General features: G+C 32.2%; 15 protein-coding genes and 1 riboswitch. Of the genes, 1 reads left to right on the top strand and 14 read right to left on the bottom strand.

The features are described 5' to 3' along the window. Positions 1-232 precede the first annotated feature (232 nt). The 11 genes from ACREV6_RS09085 to ACREV6_RS09035 all read right to left on the bottom strand — a co-directional run bounded on the left by ACREV6_RS09085 (position 233) and on the right by ACREV6_RS09035 (position 14,234). Positions 233-616 carry an HNH endonuclease gene (locus ACREV6_RS09085; protein ID WP_431577693.1) on the bottom strand — a complete coding sequence of 128 codons (384 nt, stop codon included), beginning with the start codon at positions 614-616 and terminating at the stop codon, positions 233-235. A gap of 81 nt (positions 617-697) precedes the next feature. Further along, complete coding sequence (rpsA, locus tag ACREV6_RS09080; protein ID WP_431577692.1) at positions 698-1,681, bottom strand: 30S ribosomal protein S1; 984 nt, start codon at positions 1,679-1,681, stop codon at positions 698-700. Positions 1,682-2,069: 388 nt separating this feature from the next. Then, positions 2,070-3,008, bottom strand: coding sequence for an ABC transporter permease (locus ACREV6_RS09075; RefSeq protein WP_431577691.1), 939 nt, complete (start codon positions 3,006-3,008; stop codon positions 2,070-2,072). Continuing rightward, positions 3,001-4,083: an ABC transporter permease gene (locus ACREV6_RS09070; protein ID WP_431577782.1), complete on the bottom strand. Its 1,083-nt coding sequence runs from the start codon at positions 4,081-4,083 to the stop codon at positions 3,001-3,003. The genes ACREV6_RS09075 and ACREV6_RS09070 overlap by 8 nt, the downstream gene beginning before the upstream one ends. After that, a complete protein-coding gene (locus ACREV6_RS09065; protein ID WP_431577690.1) occupies positions 4,083-5,603 on the bottom strand; it encodes an ABC transporter ATP-binding protein in 1,521 nt (506 codons plus the stop codon). The genes ACREV6_RS09070 and ACREV6_RS09065 overlap by 1 nt, the downstream gene beginning before the upstream one ends. A 29-nt stretch (positions 5,604-5,632) precedes the next feature. Further along, positions 5,633-6,739, bottom strand: a complete 1,107-nt coding sequence (locus ACREV6_RS09060) for a BMP family ABC transporter substrate-binding protein (RefSeq protein WP_431577689.1) — start codon at positions 6,737-6,739, stop codon at positions 5,633-5,635. A gap of 97 nt (positions 6,740-6,836) precedes the next feature. Continuing rightward, positions 6,837-7,409, bottom strand: a complete 573-nt coding sequence (locus ACREV6_RS09055) for a xanthine phosphoribosyltransferase (RefSeq protein WP_431577688.1) — start codon at positions 7,407-7,409, stop codon at positions 6,837-6,839. A 180-nt stretch (positions 7,410-7,589) separates the two neighbouring features. After that, positions 7,590-7,691: riboswitch (purine riboswitch) on the bottom strand. A gap of 339 nt (positions 7,692-8,030) precedes the next feature. After that, on the bottom strand, positions 8,031-10,463 hold the full coding sequence (locus tag ACREV6_RS09050) for a glycogen/starch/alpha-glucan phosphorylase (protein ID WP_431577687.1): 2,433 nt from the start codon (positions 10,461-10,463) through the stop codon (positions 8,031-8,033). A gap of 28 nt (positions 10,464-10,491) precedes the next feature. Then, positions 10,492-11,925: a glycogen synthase GlgA gene (gene glgA, locus ACREV6_RS09045; RefSeq protein WP_431577686.1), complete on the bottom strand. Its 1,434-nt coding sequence runs from the start codon at positions 11,923-11,925 to the stop codon at positions 10,492-10,494. 24 nt (positions 11,926-11,949) lie between these two features. Next, complete coding sequence (gene glgD, locus ACREV6_RS09040; RefSeq protein WP_431577685.1) at positions 11,950-13,062, bottom strand: glucose-1-phosphate adenylyltransferase subunit GlgD; 1,113 nt, start codon at positions 13,060-13,062, stop codon at positions 11,950-11,952. A gap of 17 nt (positions 13,063-13,079) precedes the next feature. After that, the gene (locus ACREV6_RS09035) at positions 13,080-14,234 is read right to left on the bottom strand and encodes a glucose-1-phosphate adenylyltransferase (protein ID WP_431577684.1); all 1,155 of its coding nucleotides are present in this window, start codon (positions 14,232-14,234) and stop codon (positions 13,080-13,082) included. A 431-nt stretch (positions 14,235-14,665) separates the two neighbouring features. On the opposite strand from ACREV6_RS09035, the gene ACREV6_RS09030 reads away from it, so the two are divergent. Then, complete coding sequence (locus tag ACREV6_RS09030) at positions 14,666-15,727, top strand: lysylphosphatidylglycerol synthase domain-containing protein (protein ID WP_431577683.1); 1,062 nt, start codon at positions 14,666-14,668, stop codon at positions 15,725-15,727. 43 nt (positions 15,728-15,770) lie between these two features. On the opposite strand, the gene ACREV6_RS09025 is transcribed toward ACREV6_RS09030, so the two are convergent. The 3 genes from ACREV6_RS09025 to murA form a co-directional block, all read right to left on the bottom strand. After that, positions 15,771-17,237 (bottom strand): aminotransferase-like domain-containing protein, encoded by a 1,467-nt coding sequence (locus tag ACREV6_RS09025; protein WP_431577682.1) that lies wholly within the window; start codon positions 17,235-17,237, stop codon positions 15,771-15,773. A gap of 60 nt (positions 17,238-17,297) precedes the next feature. Continuing rightward, positions 17,298-18,194, bottom strand: a complete 897-nt coding sequence (locus ACREV6_RS09020; protein WP_431577681.1) for a D-alanine--D-alanine ligase — start codon at positions 18,192-18,194, stop codon at positions 17,298-17,300. Positions 18,195-18,364: 170 nt separating this feature from the next. Continuing rightward, positions 18,365-19,651: a UDP-N-acetylglucosamine 1-carboxyvinyltransferase gene (gene murA, locus ACREV6_RS09015; RefSeq protein ID WP_431577680.1), complete on the bottom strand. Its 1,287-nt coding sequence runs from the start codon at positions 19,649-19,651 to the stop codon at positions 18,365-18,367. Between the last annotated feature and the right edge of the window lie 172 nt (positions 19,652-19,823).

The following is a 19,823-nucleotide window of genomic DNA, read 5'->3' as shown; positions in this document are numbered from 1 at the left end:
ATATATATAAAGTATTCACCTACACATACAGTTTTACCAATTACATAATTATTTATGTATGGTGGAGTAGTGCCATTCACGTGGCAAGTGGCAAAAGTGACAAGCTCTAGCCTATAGATGTTATCCTCAGCCATTTGCGCAAGCTATTTTCTATATAATAAAAAAAAACTATAAAAGGTATTTATACCTTTCATAGTTTTTCTAGAAGTTGCACATATATATTCACACTTTTTTATAAAATCTTTACTTCGAGTAGCATCTTCTCATCATATTTTTTTCTTCCCATAAGCCTAAAAATAATATCCGCTTTTTTAATGCCTTTATCATTAAACTTGCATTCCTTAAAAAGTCTTTTAATCATACCCTTATTTATATTGAGCAGTGGTTCTAATTCCTCAATGAGATAAACTTCCTTTATTAAAATATTTTCAAGTTTTCTCTGCATATTGAGCTTATATTCTAAATCTAGTATTCTGTTTTTATGAGGTCCAGTGTTTCCTCTATGATGAAGCGAGCAGAGGTATCTAAAGTTAAGTGGAAATTCAATACCACCTTGGCTTTTATAAACTATATGATGTTTATCTGCTGGCTTTCCACAAACTTCACACTGAAACAAAATTTTACCCTCCTTATAGATTATGAGGCAAAACAATTATTAGTTGTTTTGCCTCATAGTCTTTACTAGAATATATAATTTTTATTCGAATTTAAAATCCTTAAATTTATCTTTTAATATATCTCCTAAAGTTAAGCCTTGTTCTTCACCATTATATTGTGAAAGATCACCATAACTTTTATCTAATGCTTCTTTAATACTTAAGCTTATTCTTCTATCTTTTTCATTTATATCACCAATTTTAACTTTTACAACATCTCCAACTTTTAATACATCAGAAACTTTTTCTATACGATCTTCTGATATTTCTGATAGATGAACAAGTCCATCTATACCTGAAGGTAGTTGAACAAAAGCACCAAAGTCCATTATTCTTACTACAGTTCCCTCAACTATATCATTTGTTTTATATGTGCTTGATATATTATTCCAAGGATTTCCTGCTGCTGCTTTAAGTCCTAGAGATATTCTTCCTTTTTCTCTATCAAGATCTATTACACGAACTTCCAATTCTTCTCCAACAGATACTACCTCTGATGGGTCTTGAACTCTTTTCCATGATAATTCTGAAATGTGAATAAGACCATCAACGCCACCTAAATCTACAAAAGCACCAAATTTAGCGAGTCTAGTTACAACGCCTTTTCTCATATCGCCTTTTTTAAGTTCATCCCATACTAAGTTTCCCTTAGCTTCGTTTGCTTCTTTTTCTATAGCTTTTCTAGATAGAACTAATTTTTTGTTTTCTTTATCTAATTCAATTATTTTAACTTCCATAGTTTTTCCTTTGAAATCTTGTAAATTTTCTATGTAGGCACTTGACATTTGTGATGCAGGTATAAATGCTCTAATTCCTTCTACATCAGCAGTAGCTCCACCTTTTACTATTTCATTAATTGTAATTTCTAAAGTTTTATCTTGATCTAAAATTTCTTGTAATTTACCCCATATTTCTTCAGCATTGTCCTCACTGTTAATTGGAACCATAGTTTCATCGATACTGCCCATTACGTCGTTCATTGTTACTTCTTCTGTATTTTCTGTTGTTAAATTTTCTGTTGTCATATAATACACTCCTTCTATTAAATAATTATTATTAAAACTATCCTTGAACTACCTATATAGACTAGTATTCATTCTATATATGCTTATTCAAATCATGGTTATTTTGATGATTTCATAGACCGTACATAAAATCAGTTTTGCTTATCTGATTTTCTTATCATTGTTACCATTTAAATATCACACTATCCATTATACACAAAAAAATCATAAAATACAAAGTTGTTTGAAATAATTCATAAAATAGTTGGGGACGGTTAACAACTTTTTGAACTATTTGCAATTAAAAGTGCATTAATTGTTAACTGTCCCCCCTGATTTCCCCCATGATTTCATGATTTTAAAAGTGCCAGCAATTTTAACTATTTTCTAAACAGTGCATCACTGGCACTTATCTTTCTTCCCTAAAATAAGCATTAGAAAGTCCAGCCGGCGGTGAATTTTTGCTAGATTTCCTCATAGACACTATTACTAATATAATTATTGTAACTACGTAAGGTAGCAAATCAATAAGATATTGAGATACTGTGAAATTAGGTAAGCCTTGAAGTCTAAAGCCTAATATGTCAAGACCACCAAAGAGATATGCTCCTATAAGTGCTCTGTGAGGCCTCCAAGTTGCAAAAATTACTAAGGCCACCGCTATCCACCCTCTGCCTGCAGTTACATTTTCTTGCCAGGCTGGTACATATACAAGAGATAGGTATGCCCCACCAAGACCACAAAGAGCTCCGCCTATTAAGGTATTAACATACTTATATAAATTAACATTTATACTAGCTGCGTCAGCTGCTGCAGGATTTTCGCCCACTGCCCTGGTGTTTAAGCCCTTAGCTGTTTTGTATAAATATATGTATATAAGTAGGGTTATAACATATCCAAGATATACAAATGCATCTTGATTAAAAAATATATCACCTATAAAAGGTATATCTCCTATTAAAGGAATTCTTTTAGGTACAAAAAACCTTTTAATTTTATCCGGGGTAACTTGCCCAATCAATATTTTACCTACCATACTTGAAAACCCAGTTCCGAATATAGTTAGTGTAAGTCCACATACAACTTGATTTGCCCTTAGTGTTATAGTTAAGAATGCATAAATAAGCGCCCCAAAGCCTCCTGCAATGGCTGCAGCTAACATTGCTATAATTGGACTTCCTGTACTTAAACCTGCCATAAATCCAATCACAGAGCCCATAAGCATCATACCTTCTACACCCAAATTAAGATTTCCTACTTTTTCAGTTAATATTTCACCTAAGGTAGCAAAAAGTAGAGGCGTACCAGCTACAACCGCAGCGGCTAAAAATGTTGTTATACTATTCATTTTTATTTGCCTCCTTTTTTTGAAAATTTACAGCTCGAAAGTTTATTTTATATCTTGTAAAGAATTCGCTACCTAATACGAAAAACAGTATAATAGCCTGTATTAGTTGTGCAGCCGCTTGAGGTATTCCAAATGCCGTTTGGATAAATGAAGCTCCCTCTAAAAGTGCAGCAAAAAGTATAGATACTATTACTATAATGGGTGCACTTAAGGCTGATAGCCAAGCTATAATTATAGCTGTAAATCCAGCACCACCTGCCACTTCTACAGTCAAGGTTCTACTTACTGCTGATGCTTGAATTACACCGGCAATTCCACATAGAGCGCCGCTTAAGAATATAGCTATATACATGGTTTTTTTAATTTTAATACCTGCATATATAGCCGTTTTTTCACTTTCCCCTAGCACTGCAATTTCATAGCCCTTTTTAGTATATTTCATGAAAATATAAACTAGAATAACAAGTATAATTGCTATTATCCATCCCATGTGTATACCAAAAACCTCTGGAAGAGTTGCATTTGGTGAGAAATTAGGTATTTTAGGGAAGCCCATTGCTCTTTTGTCCTTCCAAGGCCCATATTGCAAATAGGTAATAAATTTTAAGGCTATGTAATTTAGCATTAAGGTTACAATTGTTTCATTAGTTTTCCATTTTCCTTTAAGCAAGGCTGCAATTAATGCCCATAAGCCCCCACCGAGTATTCCTGCGCAAAACATTAGGAGTAATAGCGGCAATTTATCCATATGAGGAAATTTTAATGCAAAAAAGCTAGCAGCAAAAGCTCCCATTACTATTTGTCCTTCTCCACCGATATTCCAAAATTGCATTTTAAAGGCTATAGATATTCCAAGTGAAGTTATAATCAGTGGTATTGCCTTTATAAGTGTTTGCTTAATACTATAAGTAGAGCCCAGGCTACCCTCTATTATTGCAGCATATACGTCTATTGGATTAAGTTTAATTACTATCAAAAACATGCCTAATACCAAAAGGGATAGGAGGATTGCAATACATCTAATTTTAAAATTGTCAGTTTTACTTATTTCAGCTCTTTTAACAATGTGCATGATTATATCGCTCCTTCTTCAACTGTTTTTCCAACCATCATCATGCCAATTTTTTCTCTTGAAGCATCCACTGCTGAAACAATGCCAGTTACCTCACCATGACAAATTACCATAATCCTATCACATAATTGAATTAATACATCCAAATCTTCTCCAATGAATAATACCGCCGTTCCTTTTTTCTTTTCCTCACTTATCAGGTCGTAGATTGTATAACAAGTATTAATATCCAGACCTCTTACGGCATATGCCATAATAAGTATTTTCGGGTACATGCTTAATTCTCTTCCCACTAATATTTTTTGAATATTTCCACCGGATAAATATTTTATAGGATGATATATGTCTGGTGTTTTAATTTCAAACTGCTCTAACATTTTTTTCGCTTTATTTATGACTGGTTTTCTATCTATAAATAGTCCTTTTTGTTTATGGTAATCCTTTAATAAAAGGTTATCCACCATATCTAACGACGCCACAAGACCCATGCCTAATCTATCCTCTGGTATAAAACTCATGCTTATACCTTTATTAATAATGTCTCTAGGAGATTTGCCTACTAAATTCTCCCCTTCAAAGAATATTTCGCCACCAGCTACCTTCTCAATTCCTGCAATGGCCTCGCATAATTCCTTTTGTCCACTGCCCGCAATTCCTGCTACACCAAGAATTTCACCGCGTCTTAAGCTGAAACTCATACGTTTAATTATTTCTGCCTTTTCAGCATTTAACACTTTCAAATCTTTTACTTGTAGCAATATTTCTCCTGGCTCTTTATCTACACGATTTATAGATAAATCAGCCTTGCGCCCCATCATGAGCTCAGTTAACTCTTTTGGATTAGTTTTTTCTTTTTCCACGGTTTTTATAGCTTCACCTTTTCTTAAAACAGTAATCCTATCACAAATCTCCATTACTTCATCCATTTTATGGCTTATGAATATAATGGCACAACCTTGCTCTTTCATCTTTTTCATTATTTTAAATAATTTGGCTGTTTCACTTTGCGTAAAAACTGTAGTAGGCTCATCTAATACTAAAATGTCAGCACCTCTATATAGTACCTTCAATATTTCAAGATTTTGCCTCTCTCCCACTGCCATATCACAAACATATTTATTTATATCTATCTCTAACTGAAATTTTTCACATATATCAAGAATTTTTTTAATTTCCAACTTGTCTTTAAAAAATATGCCACTATTTTGACCTAGTAATATATTTTGCTTAGCAGTCATTTCCTCAACTAATTTAAAATGTTGATAAATCATTCCTACTCCGGCTTTTATAGCATCCTTTGGGCAAGTGAAATTCATATTTTTCCCATGAATAAAAATAGAACCGCTATCAGGGGTATATACCCCTGATAGCATGTTCATAAGAGTGCTTTTACCTGCTCCATTTTCACCTAAAAGCGCATGAATTTCTCCACCCTGCACCGTTAAATTCATATTCACATTAGCTATTACTTTTCCGAAGGTCTTACTAATATTTTCTATAAATACATAAGGGATTTTATCCATATTTTAGTTCTCCTGTCCTTAATATTTTCTTATTTTTCTATTTTTCCTTCTACACCTTTAACAAACCATTTAAATTGTAATAATTCCTCATCTGTCATACCTTTACCCTTTGCAACTTTAACCGCTCCACTTTGATCTTTTAGTGGACCTACAAATATCTTGTTTTTACCGCTTATAATAGCTGCCTTACCAGTTTCTACAGCATCCTTTGCTCCAGTTGGTGCATTTTCTGTTAGTGGTGCAAGAGAAACAATTCCAGACTCTAATCCCTTCCAATAACTTCCTGATTTCCATGTGCCTGCTTGAATAGCTTTTATTTGTTCAACATAATATGGTGTCCAATTCCAAACTGGTGATGTCATATATGCTTTAGGTGCTTTAGCTTTCATATCCGTATTATATCCAATAGCCGATATTCCAGCTTCTTCTGCTGCTTGTAATGGCCCTGCAGTGTCTTGATGCTGAGTAACTACGTCAACGCCTTCAGCAATTAGTGCTTTTCCTGCCTCTTTTTCTCTAGCTGGGTCATACCAAGTATTAGTCCATTTCACCTTCACTATTGCTTCTGGTTTCACAGATTGTACTCCTAGTGCAAAAGCATTGATCCCTCTTATTACTTCTGGAATTGGATGTGCTGCTACATATCCTATTTTGTTAGTTTTAGTCTTCATTCCAGCAACTTTACCAGAAAGATATCTTGCTTGGTACATCCTTCCAAAATAGTTTGACATATTTTCTGAAGTTTTGTATCCAGATGCATGTAAATATTTAACATCAGGGTGCTTTGCTGCTGACGCTTCCATTCCGTCCATAAAGCCAAAGCTTGTTCCTACAATAACATTCGCCCCTCCATTAATCATTTCTTCACATACCTTTTCTACTTCTGCTAAATCTTCTTTTACTGATTCTTTAGATAATGTCTTTACTCCTAGCTGTTTTTCAAGCTCTTTTCTTGCCACGTCATGAGAATAAGTCCAACCTTCATCCCCTATTGGTCCTACATATATAAATCCTACCTTTATTTCCTTTTTCGCAGTATCTTTAGTCTCAGTTTTTTTCTCACTACCACATCCAACTAAGGCTATAGACATAATTAGTGTAAATGCTATTAGTAAACTTCCTAATTTTTTCTTCATTATAAATTCCCCCTTTATTTTTCTTTTGTATATAAATAATAATCGGGGACAGTTAACAACTATTTGATGTTTAAAGCTGTCCCTGCTGGTTTAAAAACTACTTAAAAACTACCTTGCTATCTTTTATAGATTTTACTATGGCCAGTGACTCTACTTTAATACCTTCTTTTTCTATGCGGCTACGTCCATCTTGAAATGCTTTTTCAATTACAATTCCCACTCCAACAACTTCAGCGACCGCCTGACGTACAATTTCTACAAGTCCCATGGCTGCATTTCCATTTGCTAAAAAATCATCAATTATTAAAATTTTGTCTTCGCTATTTATGTATTTTTTACTGGCTCTTATTTTATAGTTCTTATTTTTTGTAAAAGAAAATACATCTGCTTCATATGTTTCGCTATCCATATTAGTGGCTTCGTGTTTTTTTGCAAATACTACAGGAACATTACCAAAATATTGTGAAACAATACATGCTATTCCTATACCCGACGCCTCAACTGTTAGTATCTTTGTAATTTCATGCCCAGCAAATCTTTCTTTAAATTCTTGTCCGATTTCATTAAAAAGATTTATATCAATTTGATGATTCAAAAAGCTATCTACCTTTAAGATTTCACTACCTATTATCGTTCCCTCAGATATTATTTTATTCTTTAATGTCTCCATATTTTTTCTCCTTTATTCATTAAATTTTTAACATGTTTAATACAACAAAAAAACTCCTTAGTTAAATTTAACTAGGGAGTTTATAATAAAAATTATAAACCTAAATTTACAAGTATAAAGAATATTTTCTTTATACTTTGAAATAAAGGCAAGTACAATAATCTTCTTAAAATTATTGCATTATTTTATTAAAACACCCATAGTCAAGTATTTTACGGTTACTTGGTAGAAACGCTTAGTCCATATCTCTAAGCATATATGAGTTTACGAATATTAAGTTTTGTTTTTTTATTAATCGTTCGTATATGTATTCTTTATAATAATATTACAACATTTAATTTATTAATTCAACATTTTTTTTATTGATTCGACTTATTAAGATAAAGTTAAGATAAATGGGGACAGTTAACAACTAATTAAAATTTTAATTAGTTGTTAACTGTCCCCACCTTGAATCCCCTCATGAACCCCCCAGAAATCCCTTCATGAATCCCATCATGCCCCCCCAGAATCCCGTCATGAATACCCACATAAATCCCCTCATAAAAAACAAATAACAAATCAAGTATGCCAGCTTATTGGTAGCTAACATAATGACTTGTTATTTGTTAAAATCCATAATTATAATTTAATGCTAACCGCTGGTGTATCCCAAATTTCTTTGGCATATTGTTTAATGGTGTTATCACTGGAGAACATTCCAGACCTAGCAATATTTATAATGGCCATTTTTTGCCAAGTAGACTTTTGTCTAAATAAAGAATCAATTTCACTTTGAGCTCTTACATAAGAATCGAAATCTTTAAGTACGAAGAACTCATCATTGTGTGGAATCAAACTATCATATATACTCATAAATTCCATTTTATCCGTTTGTAAAAATCCATTTACTAGCTGATTTATAATGGTATTTAATCTAGCATCGCTATTATAAATGTCAGAAGCTCTATAATTTTTATTTTTATAATATTCTATTACCTGCTGGGAGGTTAGTCCGAATAAAACTATATTTTCTTTTCCAACTGCATCAAATATTTCTACGTTAGCCCCATCTAAAGTGGCTATTGTTATAGCCCCATTCATCATGAATTTCATATTACCAGTTCCAGAAGCTTCTTTAGACGCAGTAGATATCTGCTCACTAACATCAGCACAAGGAATAATTTTCTCCGCCAGTGATACTCCATAATTTTCAAGGAATACTATCTTTATTTTACCACGGGCTATAGGATCATTATTTATCTTTTTAGCTAGTGTATTAATGAGTTTAATAGTTTGTTTTGCTAAATGATAACTTGGGGAAGCCTTTGCACCAAATATAAAAGTTCTTGGCACTATATCTAAATTTGGATTTTCCCGAAGCTGATTATATAAATGCATTATATTGAAAATATTTAAAAGTTGCCTTTTATAGGCATGCAGTCTTTTTGCGTGAACATCAAATATAGAATTCGGATCAATTTCTATTCCATAGTTTGTCATTATATAGTTTGAAAAAGTTATCTTATTATTTGTTTTTATATCTTGTATTTTCTCTTGGAAAGTAGCATCCTCTGCATAATCCATTAATTTGCAGAGTTCATTTGGAGACTTTATCCAGGTGTCACCTATAGTTCCAGTTATAAGATTTGCTAGATCTTCATTAGAATTTAATAACCATCTTCTATGAGTTATGCCATTAGTTTTATTATTAAATTTTTCTGGAAAGAATTCATAAAAATCCACAAGTTCTTGGTGCTTTAATAATTCTGTATGCAATTTTGCAACTCCATTAACAGAATGACTTCCTACAATAGCTAGATACGCCATCCTAATATATCCATCTTGAATAATGGACATTTTATTAACCTTGTTCCAATCTCCATTGTACCTATGGTAAATTTCATTACAAAAACGTCTATTTATTTCTTCTATAATCATGTAAATACGTGGAAGTAATTTTTTAAACATCTCTACAGGCCATTTTTCTAGTGCTTCTGCCATAATTGTATGGTTAGTGTAGGCCATTGTACCAGTTGTAATAGTGAAAGCCTCATCCCAAGTAAATCCATGTTCGTCCATTAAAAGTCTCATCAGTTCAGCCACAGCTACAGCTGGGTGGGTATCATTTATCTGTACCGCCACATGCTTATGAAATTCACTAAGTGAAATATTCATTTTTTTATAGCTTTTTATAATACTTTGAATCCCAGCACTTACAAAAAAGTACTCTTGCTTGAGCCTTAGGAGTCGTCCTTTTTCAAAGCTATCATCTGGATATAAAACCTGTGAAATAGCCTCCACTGAATATTTATCCTCACCTGCTTTTGCATAATTCCCTTGACTAAAGGATGAAAAATCAAAATCTTCTTCCATAGTCTCGGCACTCCAAAGCCTTAGGGTATTTACAGTATTATTTTTATATCCTTTTATTGGAGTATCATAAGGTACTGCCCTTACAGATTGATAATTTTCATGGATAACTTTCATTTTGCCATTTTCTTCCTTTAAATATATATCTCCAGAAAATCTTACTTCTACAGCCTTATTTTCTTTTCTTATTTCCCAAACATTACCGTTTTTCAGCCAATTATCAGGAACTTCTACTTGATAGCCATCTTCTATTTTCTGTTTGAATAGTCCATATTTATACCTTATACCACAACCATGACCGGGCACCTGCGTAGATGCCATGGAGTCTAAAAAGCATGCTGCCAGCCTTCCAAGTCCACCATTACCAAGTCCAGCATCCAGTTCTATATCCTCTATATCTATCCAACTAATTCCGAGATCTGCAAAGGCCTCCTGGCAAACATCCTTTATTCCTAGATTAACTAAATTGCTATTGAGTAACCTTCCAACTAAGAACTCCATAGAAAAATAATACACTTGTTTTGTTTTACTTTTCCCGTATTCTTTATTGGTTTCTATCCAAGATTTAGAACAATAATCTTTTATTAATGCACCTAGTGCAACATATTGATGCAGCCGTGATGCATCCACTGCCTCTTCTGCAAACATAGTCTGTAATTTTTCTATATAATCTACTTTGAATTCTTCTTTATCTATTACCACAATATTCACCGCCTAGAAGTTTTAAAATTTACTCTAATAAATCACTATATAAATCTATATAATTTTTAGCTGAATTTTCCCAACTATTGTTTGAATTCATGGCATTATTAACTAATTTATTCCAGGAATCTTTGTCCTTATATAAATCTAGAGCCCGAGTTATGGCATCCATCAATTCATCACTACTGTAATTTTCAAAAGAAAAGCCATTCCCATTACCAGTATATTTATTATATGGTGTAATGGTGTCCTTTAGCCCCCCTGTTTCACGTACAATTGGAATACTTCCATATTTTAAGGCTATAAGCTGACCAATACCACAAGGCTCAAATAAGGAGGGCATTAAAAATATATCTGAAGCAGCATATATTTTCTGTGCTAGCCCCGCATCAAAAACAATGTTTGTGGATATCCTGCTTGGGTATATAGACGCATAATATTGGAATATATCTTCATAGTAGCCATCACCATTGCCAAGCAAGACTATTTGAATAGGAAGGCTTAACAGTTCTTGGAGTTTCTCAACTATTAAATCTAAACCCTTTTGCTTCACTAGTCTAGTGACAATTCCAATCATTGGTATGTTTTCATTTACAGTGAAACATAGTTCATATTGAAGCTTTAATTTGTTTTTCACCTTTTGTTTTAAAGAGTTTGCATCAAAATTATAAAATATTTTTTTATCCACTTTAGGGTCGTAGAGATCATAATCTATACCATTTACTATGCCATATAGTTTTTCTGATTTTGAACATAATAATCCGTCTAGTCCTTCCCCATAAAATGGAGTCTCTATTTCCTTTGCATAAGTTTTGCTTACAGTAGTTACTGCATCTGCGAAAACAATTCCACCCTTCATAAAGGATATAGCATCATAGAACTTAAGTGCATCATCGCTAAAATACCCCTCATCTAAATTTAATAACTCACCGAGTATTTCTTTTGGAAATACTCCTTGATATTTTAAATTATGGATAGTGAATACACTTTTTATTTTACTGTACATTTCCTCCTCACTATAGGAATCTTTAAGGAGTGCTGGCAAAATTCCAGAGTGCCAATCATTGCAATGAATTATATCTGGCACAAAATCTCCCATGTGTTTTATAGATTCTAGTACAGCTTTTGAAAAGAAAGAATATCTCTCTCCATCATCATAACATCCATATATCTCAGGTCTATCAAAATAATATTCATTATCTACAAAATAATACGGGATGCCCTCATAAGCTAGATATTGCAAACCACAATATTGATTTCTCCATCCAACTGGCACAGTAAAACTAGCTACATTTTCTATACAATTTTTAAAGGATAATGGAATACCACTGTATTTGGGCATAATTACTCTTACATCAATACCCATATTTCTCAATGCTTTAGGTAGTGCATATGCTACATCCCCAAGCCCTCCTGTTTTTATAAAAGGATACGCTTCCGCTGCCACAAATAATACTTTCATACTAAACCTCCTTTAGCCTTTTTATTATTCCAAGCTGGATTTTTTCTCTATAACAACTGGGAAATCTTCATCCCCTTTTAATATTGTATTCTCATTTATAATAGTATTTTTATCAAGAATAACATTAGTTAATTTACATCCTTGTTTGATTTCACAATTTTCAAATATTATGCAATTTTTAAGTTCTGCACCAGCATGAACTGTGACCCTTCTTGAAATTATACTATTCTCTATACTTCCTTTTAAAATACATCCATTGGATATCAGTGCATTTTTAACTTTTGACTCATTAAAGTATTTAGTGGGTGCTCCGTCTTTACTTTTTGTATAAATTAACCCATTATTAAAAAATAATTCCTTGGTTACTTTTCCATTTAGCATATCCATACTAGTTTTGTAATAATTTTTTACAGAATTTACGCATTGAACATATCCTTTGAACTCAAATGCATTTACATTAAGCTGCGAAACACTATTATAAATAGCAGCTTTTATTGAATTATGATAACCTGTCTGAACCGCCTTGTTTATCATATTTATAAGAGTGCTTTTTTTCATTAGAAACATTTCCATAGATATATTTAGTTTATCCTCTGCTCCAATGTTTTTCCCTATGCTCAAAACTTGATTTTCCTCATTAATATATATAGTGCTACAATTCAAATAATGTTTCTTCCCATTATTTGTTCTTTTATATAGCAGGGTTATGTCGCTACCTGATTCTTCATGAAACTTAGCCGCCTCATTGTAATCCATGTTACATAACATATAGGAAGAAGATATTATTACATAGTCTTGCTTTGTTCTATGAATATATTCCATATTATCACTTAATATATCTATATCTCTTAATTGAGATCCATCTGTTGTGAAATTAAATAAAAATAGCCCGTTTATTTTTCTATCTAAATCCCAAGATTTACCTGAACCTAAATGATCTACTAGGGATCTAGATTTTGTGTTAGCGAATATACCTATATTATGGATACCTGAATTAACCATATTTGAAAGAACAAAATCAATAATTCTGTATCTTCCACCTATAGGTATAGATGCTATAGGCCTTGATTTTGTAAGACTTTTAATATTATCTTCATTTTCATTTAGCATTAATATTCCTATATAGTTTTTAAGCATACTAGCACCCCCTTAATTTATGATTTAGTTGATATTTTAGAATCAACTTTAATGTCTTTTCCTTGTTCTATAACAATAATATCTTCTCCATTGCCAATATGCGAATTACGTCTTATGCAAACGTCACTTCCAATAATCGCTTTATCAATAACCACATCATTTCCTATTTTAGTATTTGGCAGAATAACTGAATTGGTTATTTTTGTATTTTTCCCTATATGCACTCCTTGGAAAAGCACACAATTATTTATCTCTCCAAAAACAGTGCAACCCTCATTTACCATAGCATTACTTATCTTCGCCTCAGGTCCAATATATTGAGGTGGCAACATAGCATTAACTGTATATATTCTCCATTTAGTGTCATGTATATTCAAATCATTATCTTCAGATAGTAAATCCATATTAGCTTCCCAAAAGCTTTCAATAGTACCAACATCTCTCCAATATCCACTGAATGGATAGGCATATAACTTCTGATTATTTTTTATCATTTTTGGTATTATATTTTTCCCGAAATCATTATCGGAATTTTTATCAAGGTTGTCCTCTTTTAAAAGATGTTTTAAAGCAGACCATTTAAAAATATAAACTCCCATAGATGCTAAATTGCTTTTTGGGTTTTCCGGTTTTTCCTCAAATTCATAGATAGTATTATCTCCACGAGTATTCATCATTCCAAATCTACTAGCTTCCTCCTTTGATACTTCTAATACTGCAATAGTAACATCGGCAGCTTTTTCTTTATGATAATCTAGCATTTTGGAATAATCCATTTTATAAATATGGTCTCCTGATAAAATAAGCACATATTCTGGATCATAGCTATCAATATAATTTGTATTTTGATATATAGCATCAGCAGTACCATTGTACCAATTTCCACCATCTTCACTTTGATAAGGCGCAAGCATGCTCACGCCACCATTTCTCCTGTCCAAATCCCAAGGTGCACCTATTCCTATATGAGAGTTTAAAGCCAAGGGTTGGTATTGAGTAAGAACTCCTACAGTGTCTATATTAGAATTGGAACAATTACTTAGTGAAAAATCAATAATTCTATACTTTCCGCCAAAGGGAACTGCTGGCTTTGCTATAATTTTAGTTAATTGTTTTAATCTTGACCCTTGACCGCCTGCGAGTATCATAGCTATCATTTCTTTTTTTATCATGCTAGTTCTCTCCTTTCTAAACCCTAGTGTATGCCTAAATATCTCCTATCTCTTAATAAATAAAATTTAAAACCCATATCTATAAAAAATAAATGTTCTACATCCTTTAAATTTTTAATAATGAAAATCAAACTTCCTTTTCTATCATTTGTTAGAATATTTTTAATAATACATTTAATAATATGTTTAAAATTATAGCATATAAATATTGAAAAACGTTTAAAAAACCGGAAGTTTTTATTTTTTCCAATTATATTTAATTAAACCATTTTTTATTTAGAATATCCAGGTATTGTTTCGCATTTTTTGTAAAATTATAGTCTTAATAAGTTACTAGCTTAGAGCCCTTCAATAAGCTATAATTTATAATAGGAATACATATATAAACTTGGAATTTTACTAAAACTTTAACAGGAATAGGAGAATAAACTATGAACGATCTAAATATATCATCTAGATTTAAATTTATACCTTCACGTATACGCGCAATCATTAAATTAAATAGTAAAACCATTCTTAAAATAACTTTTTCTATACTTATAGTTCTTTTGATTTATTTTGAAGGTAAAAAAGAATTATCAAACCTTAATTTAGCAGATTCCCTTTCCCTATTAAGAAGTTTTAACCCTATAAAGCTTCTGTTATTTTTCATTGCAGGTTCTGCCGCTGTAACCTGTATGACTCTTTATGATTATTTTATAATTAAAAATTTAAAATACAAACTATCACTTTTAAAAACTTGGAAAATTTCTTGGATTTCCAATACCTTTAACAATTTTCTAGGTTTGGGCGGGTTAACGGGAGCTGGCATTCGTACCATGCTCTACAAAGAAGAAAATGCGTCTAACAAAGAGTGTCTATTTATAAATGTTTTAGTTGTTCCAGCAACTACAACTGGTCTATCAATACTTGCCTTACTTGGTATATTTAATATATTACCTATAAAGCCTATTTTATCGGAGCATAAATGGTTTTCCATAGCTGTAATTTGTTTTGCTATATACTTATTCATATACTTATTATTATTTAAAATTAAATGGATAAGAGATAAAGTATTACCTGAAGGCATCTCGGTTGCTTCTTCAGCTCCTTTAAGAATAGAATTAATTTTCGCTTCAATTTTAGAATGGGTTGGAGCTGGTTTATTCCTTTGGTATATAAGTTCAAACTTTATAAGTAATATTAACCCACTTCAAGTGTTTCCAATACTTACAGTTGCAGCTTCTGTAGGAATATTAAGTATGGTACCTGGAGGCCTTGGCTCCTTTGACTTAGTTACTATTCTCGGTTTTAAATTAATTGGTGCATCACCTAGTGAATCTCTTGCAATATTATTTATTTATCGTGTTTTCTATTATCTTATACCTTGGATTTTGGGAGTTATAATGATTATTATCGGTATGATTACTAAAAATAAACAGAATGATGTGTCAGTGCCTTCACTATTTAATAAGTTTCTTACCTTTACTAAATGGAAATGTTTTCTTAAGTGATTTAGGTGTATGGCTCTAAAAAAAGCTAATAAAATAATTCTTATTAGCTTTTCCCTCTTTTATTTTTTATCCTAGTGCATTTCTCTGCCTCTTGTCCAATTATAATTATACCTTTTTCGATATCTTCAGCGGATACTCTAGAAAACCCCAATCTTATAGTATCACTACCGCTATCATCCGTATAAAATATATCTCCTGGAGCAAATATAACCTCTCGCCTGTAACATCTATCTAATAATTCTCTTGCATTAATTTCATCTAATTTTATAAATATATATAGCCCACCATCACCTAATATGTATTTATGTGGTATGTATTCTTTAACAAGTCTTGTAATTAACTCATATTTTTCTTTATATATGTTTCTTGCTTTTTTTACATATCTTTCAAAACTTCCACTTTTCATATATTCATATAAAACTGCTTGATCTATTGATGAGGTGTGAATGTTTCTGCTTCTTTTTACACATTCTAATACATCTATTAGTTTTTCATCAGCAAGAATCCACCCTATCCTTATTCCTGGAAAAAGTATTTTTGATAAACTTCCTATATAAATCACTGAATTCTCCTCACCACTAATGGATACTATAGGAGCAATATGAGTCCCTAGATGCTGAAGTTCCTCATTGAATCCATCTTCAATTATTGGTATGCCCTGTGATTTCAATAATTTATAGATATCTTCTCTTTTTTTATAAGGCATCACCATTCCAGTTGGATTATGATAAGATGGAACAAGATAAGCAGCTTTTATATCCTTGCTTTTAAATGCTTCTTTTAACTTATTTGTGTTTATGCCATCCTTATCAACCTCAATACCTATTATATCTAACTCATGAAGTTTCATTAACTTTATGGCTGTATTGTGGGTAGGGTTTTCACATATTATTTTATCTCCACTTTCAGTAATTGAAGATAAAACAATATCAAAGCCTTCTGTAAATCCATTAGTTATTAAGATGCTTTTATTAGTTGTGTTAACTCCCTTTTGTCTCATATACTCCAATAAAAAATTAATTAGAGGTTTATATCCCTTTGCATAACCATAATTAAGAATTTTTTCACCTTCCTTTGAAATTGTGTTTAGGAAAGCCCTTTTAAATTCTTCAACATCAAACAAACTTTCATCCGGTGCTATAGTTTTAAAAGAAATCATACCTTTTTTATATAATTTTTCATGCTTCATAATATCTAGTTTTTCAGCATAACTGGCATACCTAGTAATATTATTTTCCCATTTAACATTCCACTCATTATTCTTATTTATATCTATCTTAGAGACAAAGGTGCCTATGCCATCTACAGTGTAAGCCAAATTAGAATCGCAAAGAAGTTCATAGGCTCTCATTATAGTAGTTCGGCTTCGCCTCATAAGCAACGCCATCTCCCTGGTTGAAGGTAGCTTGCTTCCAGAGGGAAGCATGCCATCTTCAATCATTTCCTTAATATATTTGTAGACCTGAACGTAAATAGTCTCATGTTTGTTAAGTTTTATATCAAAAAACATTAGTGCACCTTCCATCCATAAAGATATAACTTAATTGCTTTATTATTACTGGAAAATTTCTTATTTAATTAACGAGTACTGGATTATTTCATCTAAAAGCTGACTAAAATTTAGTCCATAAGCCTTAGCGCTTTTAGGAAAAAGACTGTTTTCAGTCATACCCGGGAGAGTATTTATCTCTAGCACATATACCTCTTCACCCTTTATTATCATATCTATTCTAGCATACACCTTTAGTTTAAAGGTATCCCAGGATTTCAAGCAAATTTGTTCAACTTTATCTCTTAGCGTTCTAGGCAGTTGAATAATTTTTTCTTCAGCGCCACCCCTATCATATTTTGAACTATAGTTAAAAATTTCTGATTTAGAATTTATAGAGATTATTGGAAGCACCTCCCCATTTAATATTGAGCAGGTTATTTCTTCGCCTTTTATATATTCTTCAATTATAATTTCATCATCATATTTTAAAGCTTCGTAAACCCCTTCTTTAAGTTTCTCTCTGGAATATGCCATTATAGTCCCAATACTTGAGCCTCCACTATTAGGTTTTACTATTATAGGGTATCCTATATTTTCTACTAAACTATAATCAATTTTATTTTCATCTTTTACTATTATCCACTTTGGGGTTTTTATGCCTTCTGATACCAACAATTTTTTGCTTATATTTTTATCCATGCATAATGCACTTGCTAAAACACCACAACCTGAAAAAGGTACTCCTAGACTTTCTAGTATGGCTTGAATACTTCCATCCTCACCGAATCTTCCATGAAGTGCAATAAATGCAAACTGCAGTGATTTTACACTATCTATAAACTCCTCTTTGCTATTTATTAGTATAGGTACAATCTCATATTTATCACTATCCAAGTTTTCAATAATCTGCTTTCCAGTCTTTCGTGATACTTCTTTTTCCGCTGATATTCCACCCATTATAACTCCTACTTGCATACACTCACCCCTAAATTTATTTTCTTAATATTATTGTATGTGATGTATGCTGTTAACGTAAGAACCACTACATCGTAAATTTCATGATGTAGTGGTATCTATGTTCAATATATTCATAATTTTGATCCTATGTATTTGAATGTTCCTTATATGCTTTTCTGCCGCAATATCTAGCAAACATCAAAATCAACATTTTCTTCCTCAGCAGTTTCAACTAATTTTATATTTGCACCCAATGATACCAAATCTTTAACAATATCCACATATCCACGTTCAATATGTTCCACCCCAGTAATATATGTCGTACCTTCTGCAATTAATCCAGCTAAAATAAGAGATATTCCAGCTCTTACATCTGAAGCATTTACCCAAGCTCCTTTTAAGGAGCGATTACCAGGAATTATTGCACTTCCTTCTTTTATAATAATATCTGCTCCCATGAGATTTAACTCATGGCAATGATTAAATCTTCCTGGATAAACAGTATCAATAATAACGCTATGACAGTTTGCTACTAACAGCATGGCAGTTAGTGGCTGTTGCAGATCCGTTGCGAATCCGGGATACATAGTAGCCTTAACATTTATACCCTGAATTTTTTCCTCCATATGCGCTCTTATAAAATCATTACCTTCTTCAATACATACCCCTGCTTCTTCAAGCTTTGCTGTGCAAGAAATCAGATGCTCAGGTATTATGCCGCAAACTTTAATATCCCCTCCGGTTATAGCCGCTGCCATTAGATATGACCCTGCAATTAATCTATCTGGTATAGCGCAGTGAGTACCTCCGCCTAGTGCTTTTACACCTTCAATAATAATTATGTCTGTTCCTGCACCCTTAACTAAGGCTCCCATTTCATTTAAAAATATAGCCACATCTACAACTTCTGGGTCCTTTGCTGCATTTCTTAATATTGTTTTGCCCTGCGCAAGTACAGCTGCAAGCATTATATTTATGGTAGCACCACTTGATATTACATCTAAATATATATCTGCTCCAATAAGTTTGTTTGCCTGGACCACATAATAATCTTCATAGAAATCAAACTTTGCTCCTAATGCTTCAAGTCCTTTGATATGTTGATCAATAGGTCTTGACCCAAAATCATCGCCTCCTGGATATCCTATAGAAACCCTTTTATATTTTGCAAGCAATGCTCCGGCAAAATAATAAGAGGCTCTAAAGTGAGCAGATTTATTATGGTCTATAAGTGAATTATTAATATTAGATGGATCTAGTATTAACCTATCTTTTTTAATTATTATCTTCATCCCAATATCCTTAGCAATATCACATACTAAGCTAACATCAGAAATATTAGGTATATTTTTTAATACAACCTCTTCATTACATAAACAGCACGCAGCCAGTAGTGGCAATGAGCTGTTTTTTGATCCTGGTATAGTGATACTACCTGTTAAAGAATTACCCTTTGTGATTTCTAACCAACGCATGCACGACTCCTACCTTTTTTGTTTTTTGCTTTCATTATATCATTATTCCTTCTATTTTGTTTATGTTTCTCCTTTATTTTCCTTAATATTTTCTTATATTTAAAATATAACAAAGAGTTTTATGACCTTTCTGATTAAATTCCTCAGTTTCTATAATTAGGGGCTCTGCTAT

Origin of the sequence: Clostridium sp. (genome assembly GCF_050717515.1) — a bacterium.
GTDB lineage: Bacteria > Bacillota > Clostridia > Clostridiales > Clostridiaceae > Clostridium_AD.
Note: the sequence above shows the minus strand (reverse complement) of the source record. Positions and strands in the feature narration are given on the sequence as shown.

What these genes read in the sequence shown, in the direction of transcription:
- rpsA (WP_431577692.1), bottom strand. Translation starts at nt 1,681, where the DNA reads ATGACAACAGAAAATTTAACAACAGAAAATACAGAAGAAGTAACAATG.
- ACREV6_RS09075 (WP_431577691.1), bottom strand. Translation starts at nt 3,008, where the DNA reads ATGAATAGTATAACAACATTTTTAGCCGCTGCGGTTGTAGCTGGTACG.
- ACREV6_RS09065 (WP_431577690.1), bottom strand. Translation starts at nt 5,603, where the DNA reads ATGGATAAAATCCCTTATGTATTTATAGAAAATATTAGTAAGACCTTC.
- ACREV6_RS09060 (WP_431577689.1), bottom strand. Translation starts at nt 6,739, where the DNA reads ATGAAGAAAAAATTAGGAAGTTTACTAATAGCATTTACACTAATTATG.
- ACREV6_RS09055 (WP_431577688.1), bottom strand. Translation starts at nt 7,409, where the DNA reads ATGGAGACATTAAAGAATAAAATAATATCTGAGGGAACGATAATAGGT.
- glgA (WP_431577686.1), bottom strand. Translation starts at nt 11,925, where the DNA reads ATGAAAGTATTATTTGTGGCAGCGGAAGCGTATCCTTTTATAAAAACA.
- glgD (WP_431577685.1), bottom strand. Translation starts at nt 13,062, where the DNA reads ATGCTTAAAAACTATATAGGAATATTAATGCTAAATGAAAATGAAGAT.
- ACREV6_RS09035 (WP_431577684.1), bottom strand. Translation starts at nt 14,234, where the DNA reads ATGATAAAAAAAGAAATGATAGCTATGATACTCGCAGGCGGTCAAGGG.
- ACREV6_RS09030 (WP_431577683.1), top strand. Translation starts at nt 14,666, where the DNA reads ATGAACGATCTAAATATATCATCTAGATTTAAATTTATACCTTCACGT.
- ACREV6_RS09025 (WP_431577682.1), bottom strand. Translation starts at nt 17,237, where the DNA reads ATGTTTTTTGATATAAAACTTAACAAACATGAGACTATTTACGTTCAG.
- ACREV6_RS09020 (WP_431577681.1), bottom strand. Translation starts at nt 18,194, where the DNA reads ATGCAAGTAGGAGTTATAATGGGTGGAATATCAGCGGAAAAAGAAGTA.
- murA (WP_431577680.1), bottom strand. Translation starts at nt 19,651, where the DNA reads ATGCGTTGGTTAGAAATCACAAAGGGTAATTCTTTAACAGGTAGTATC.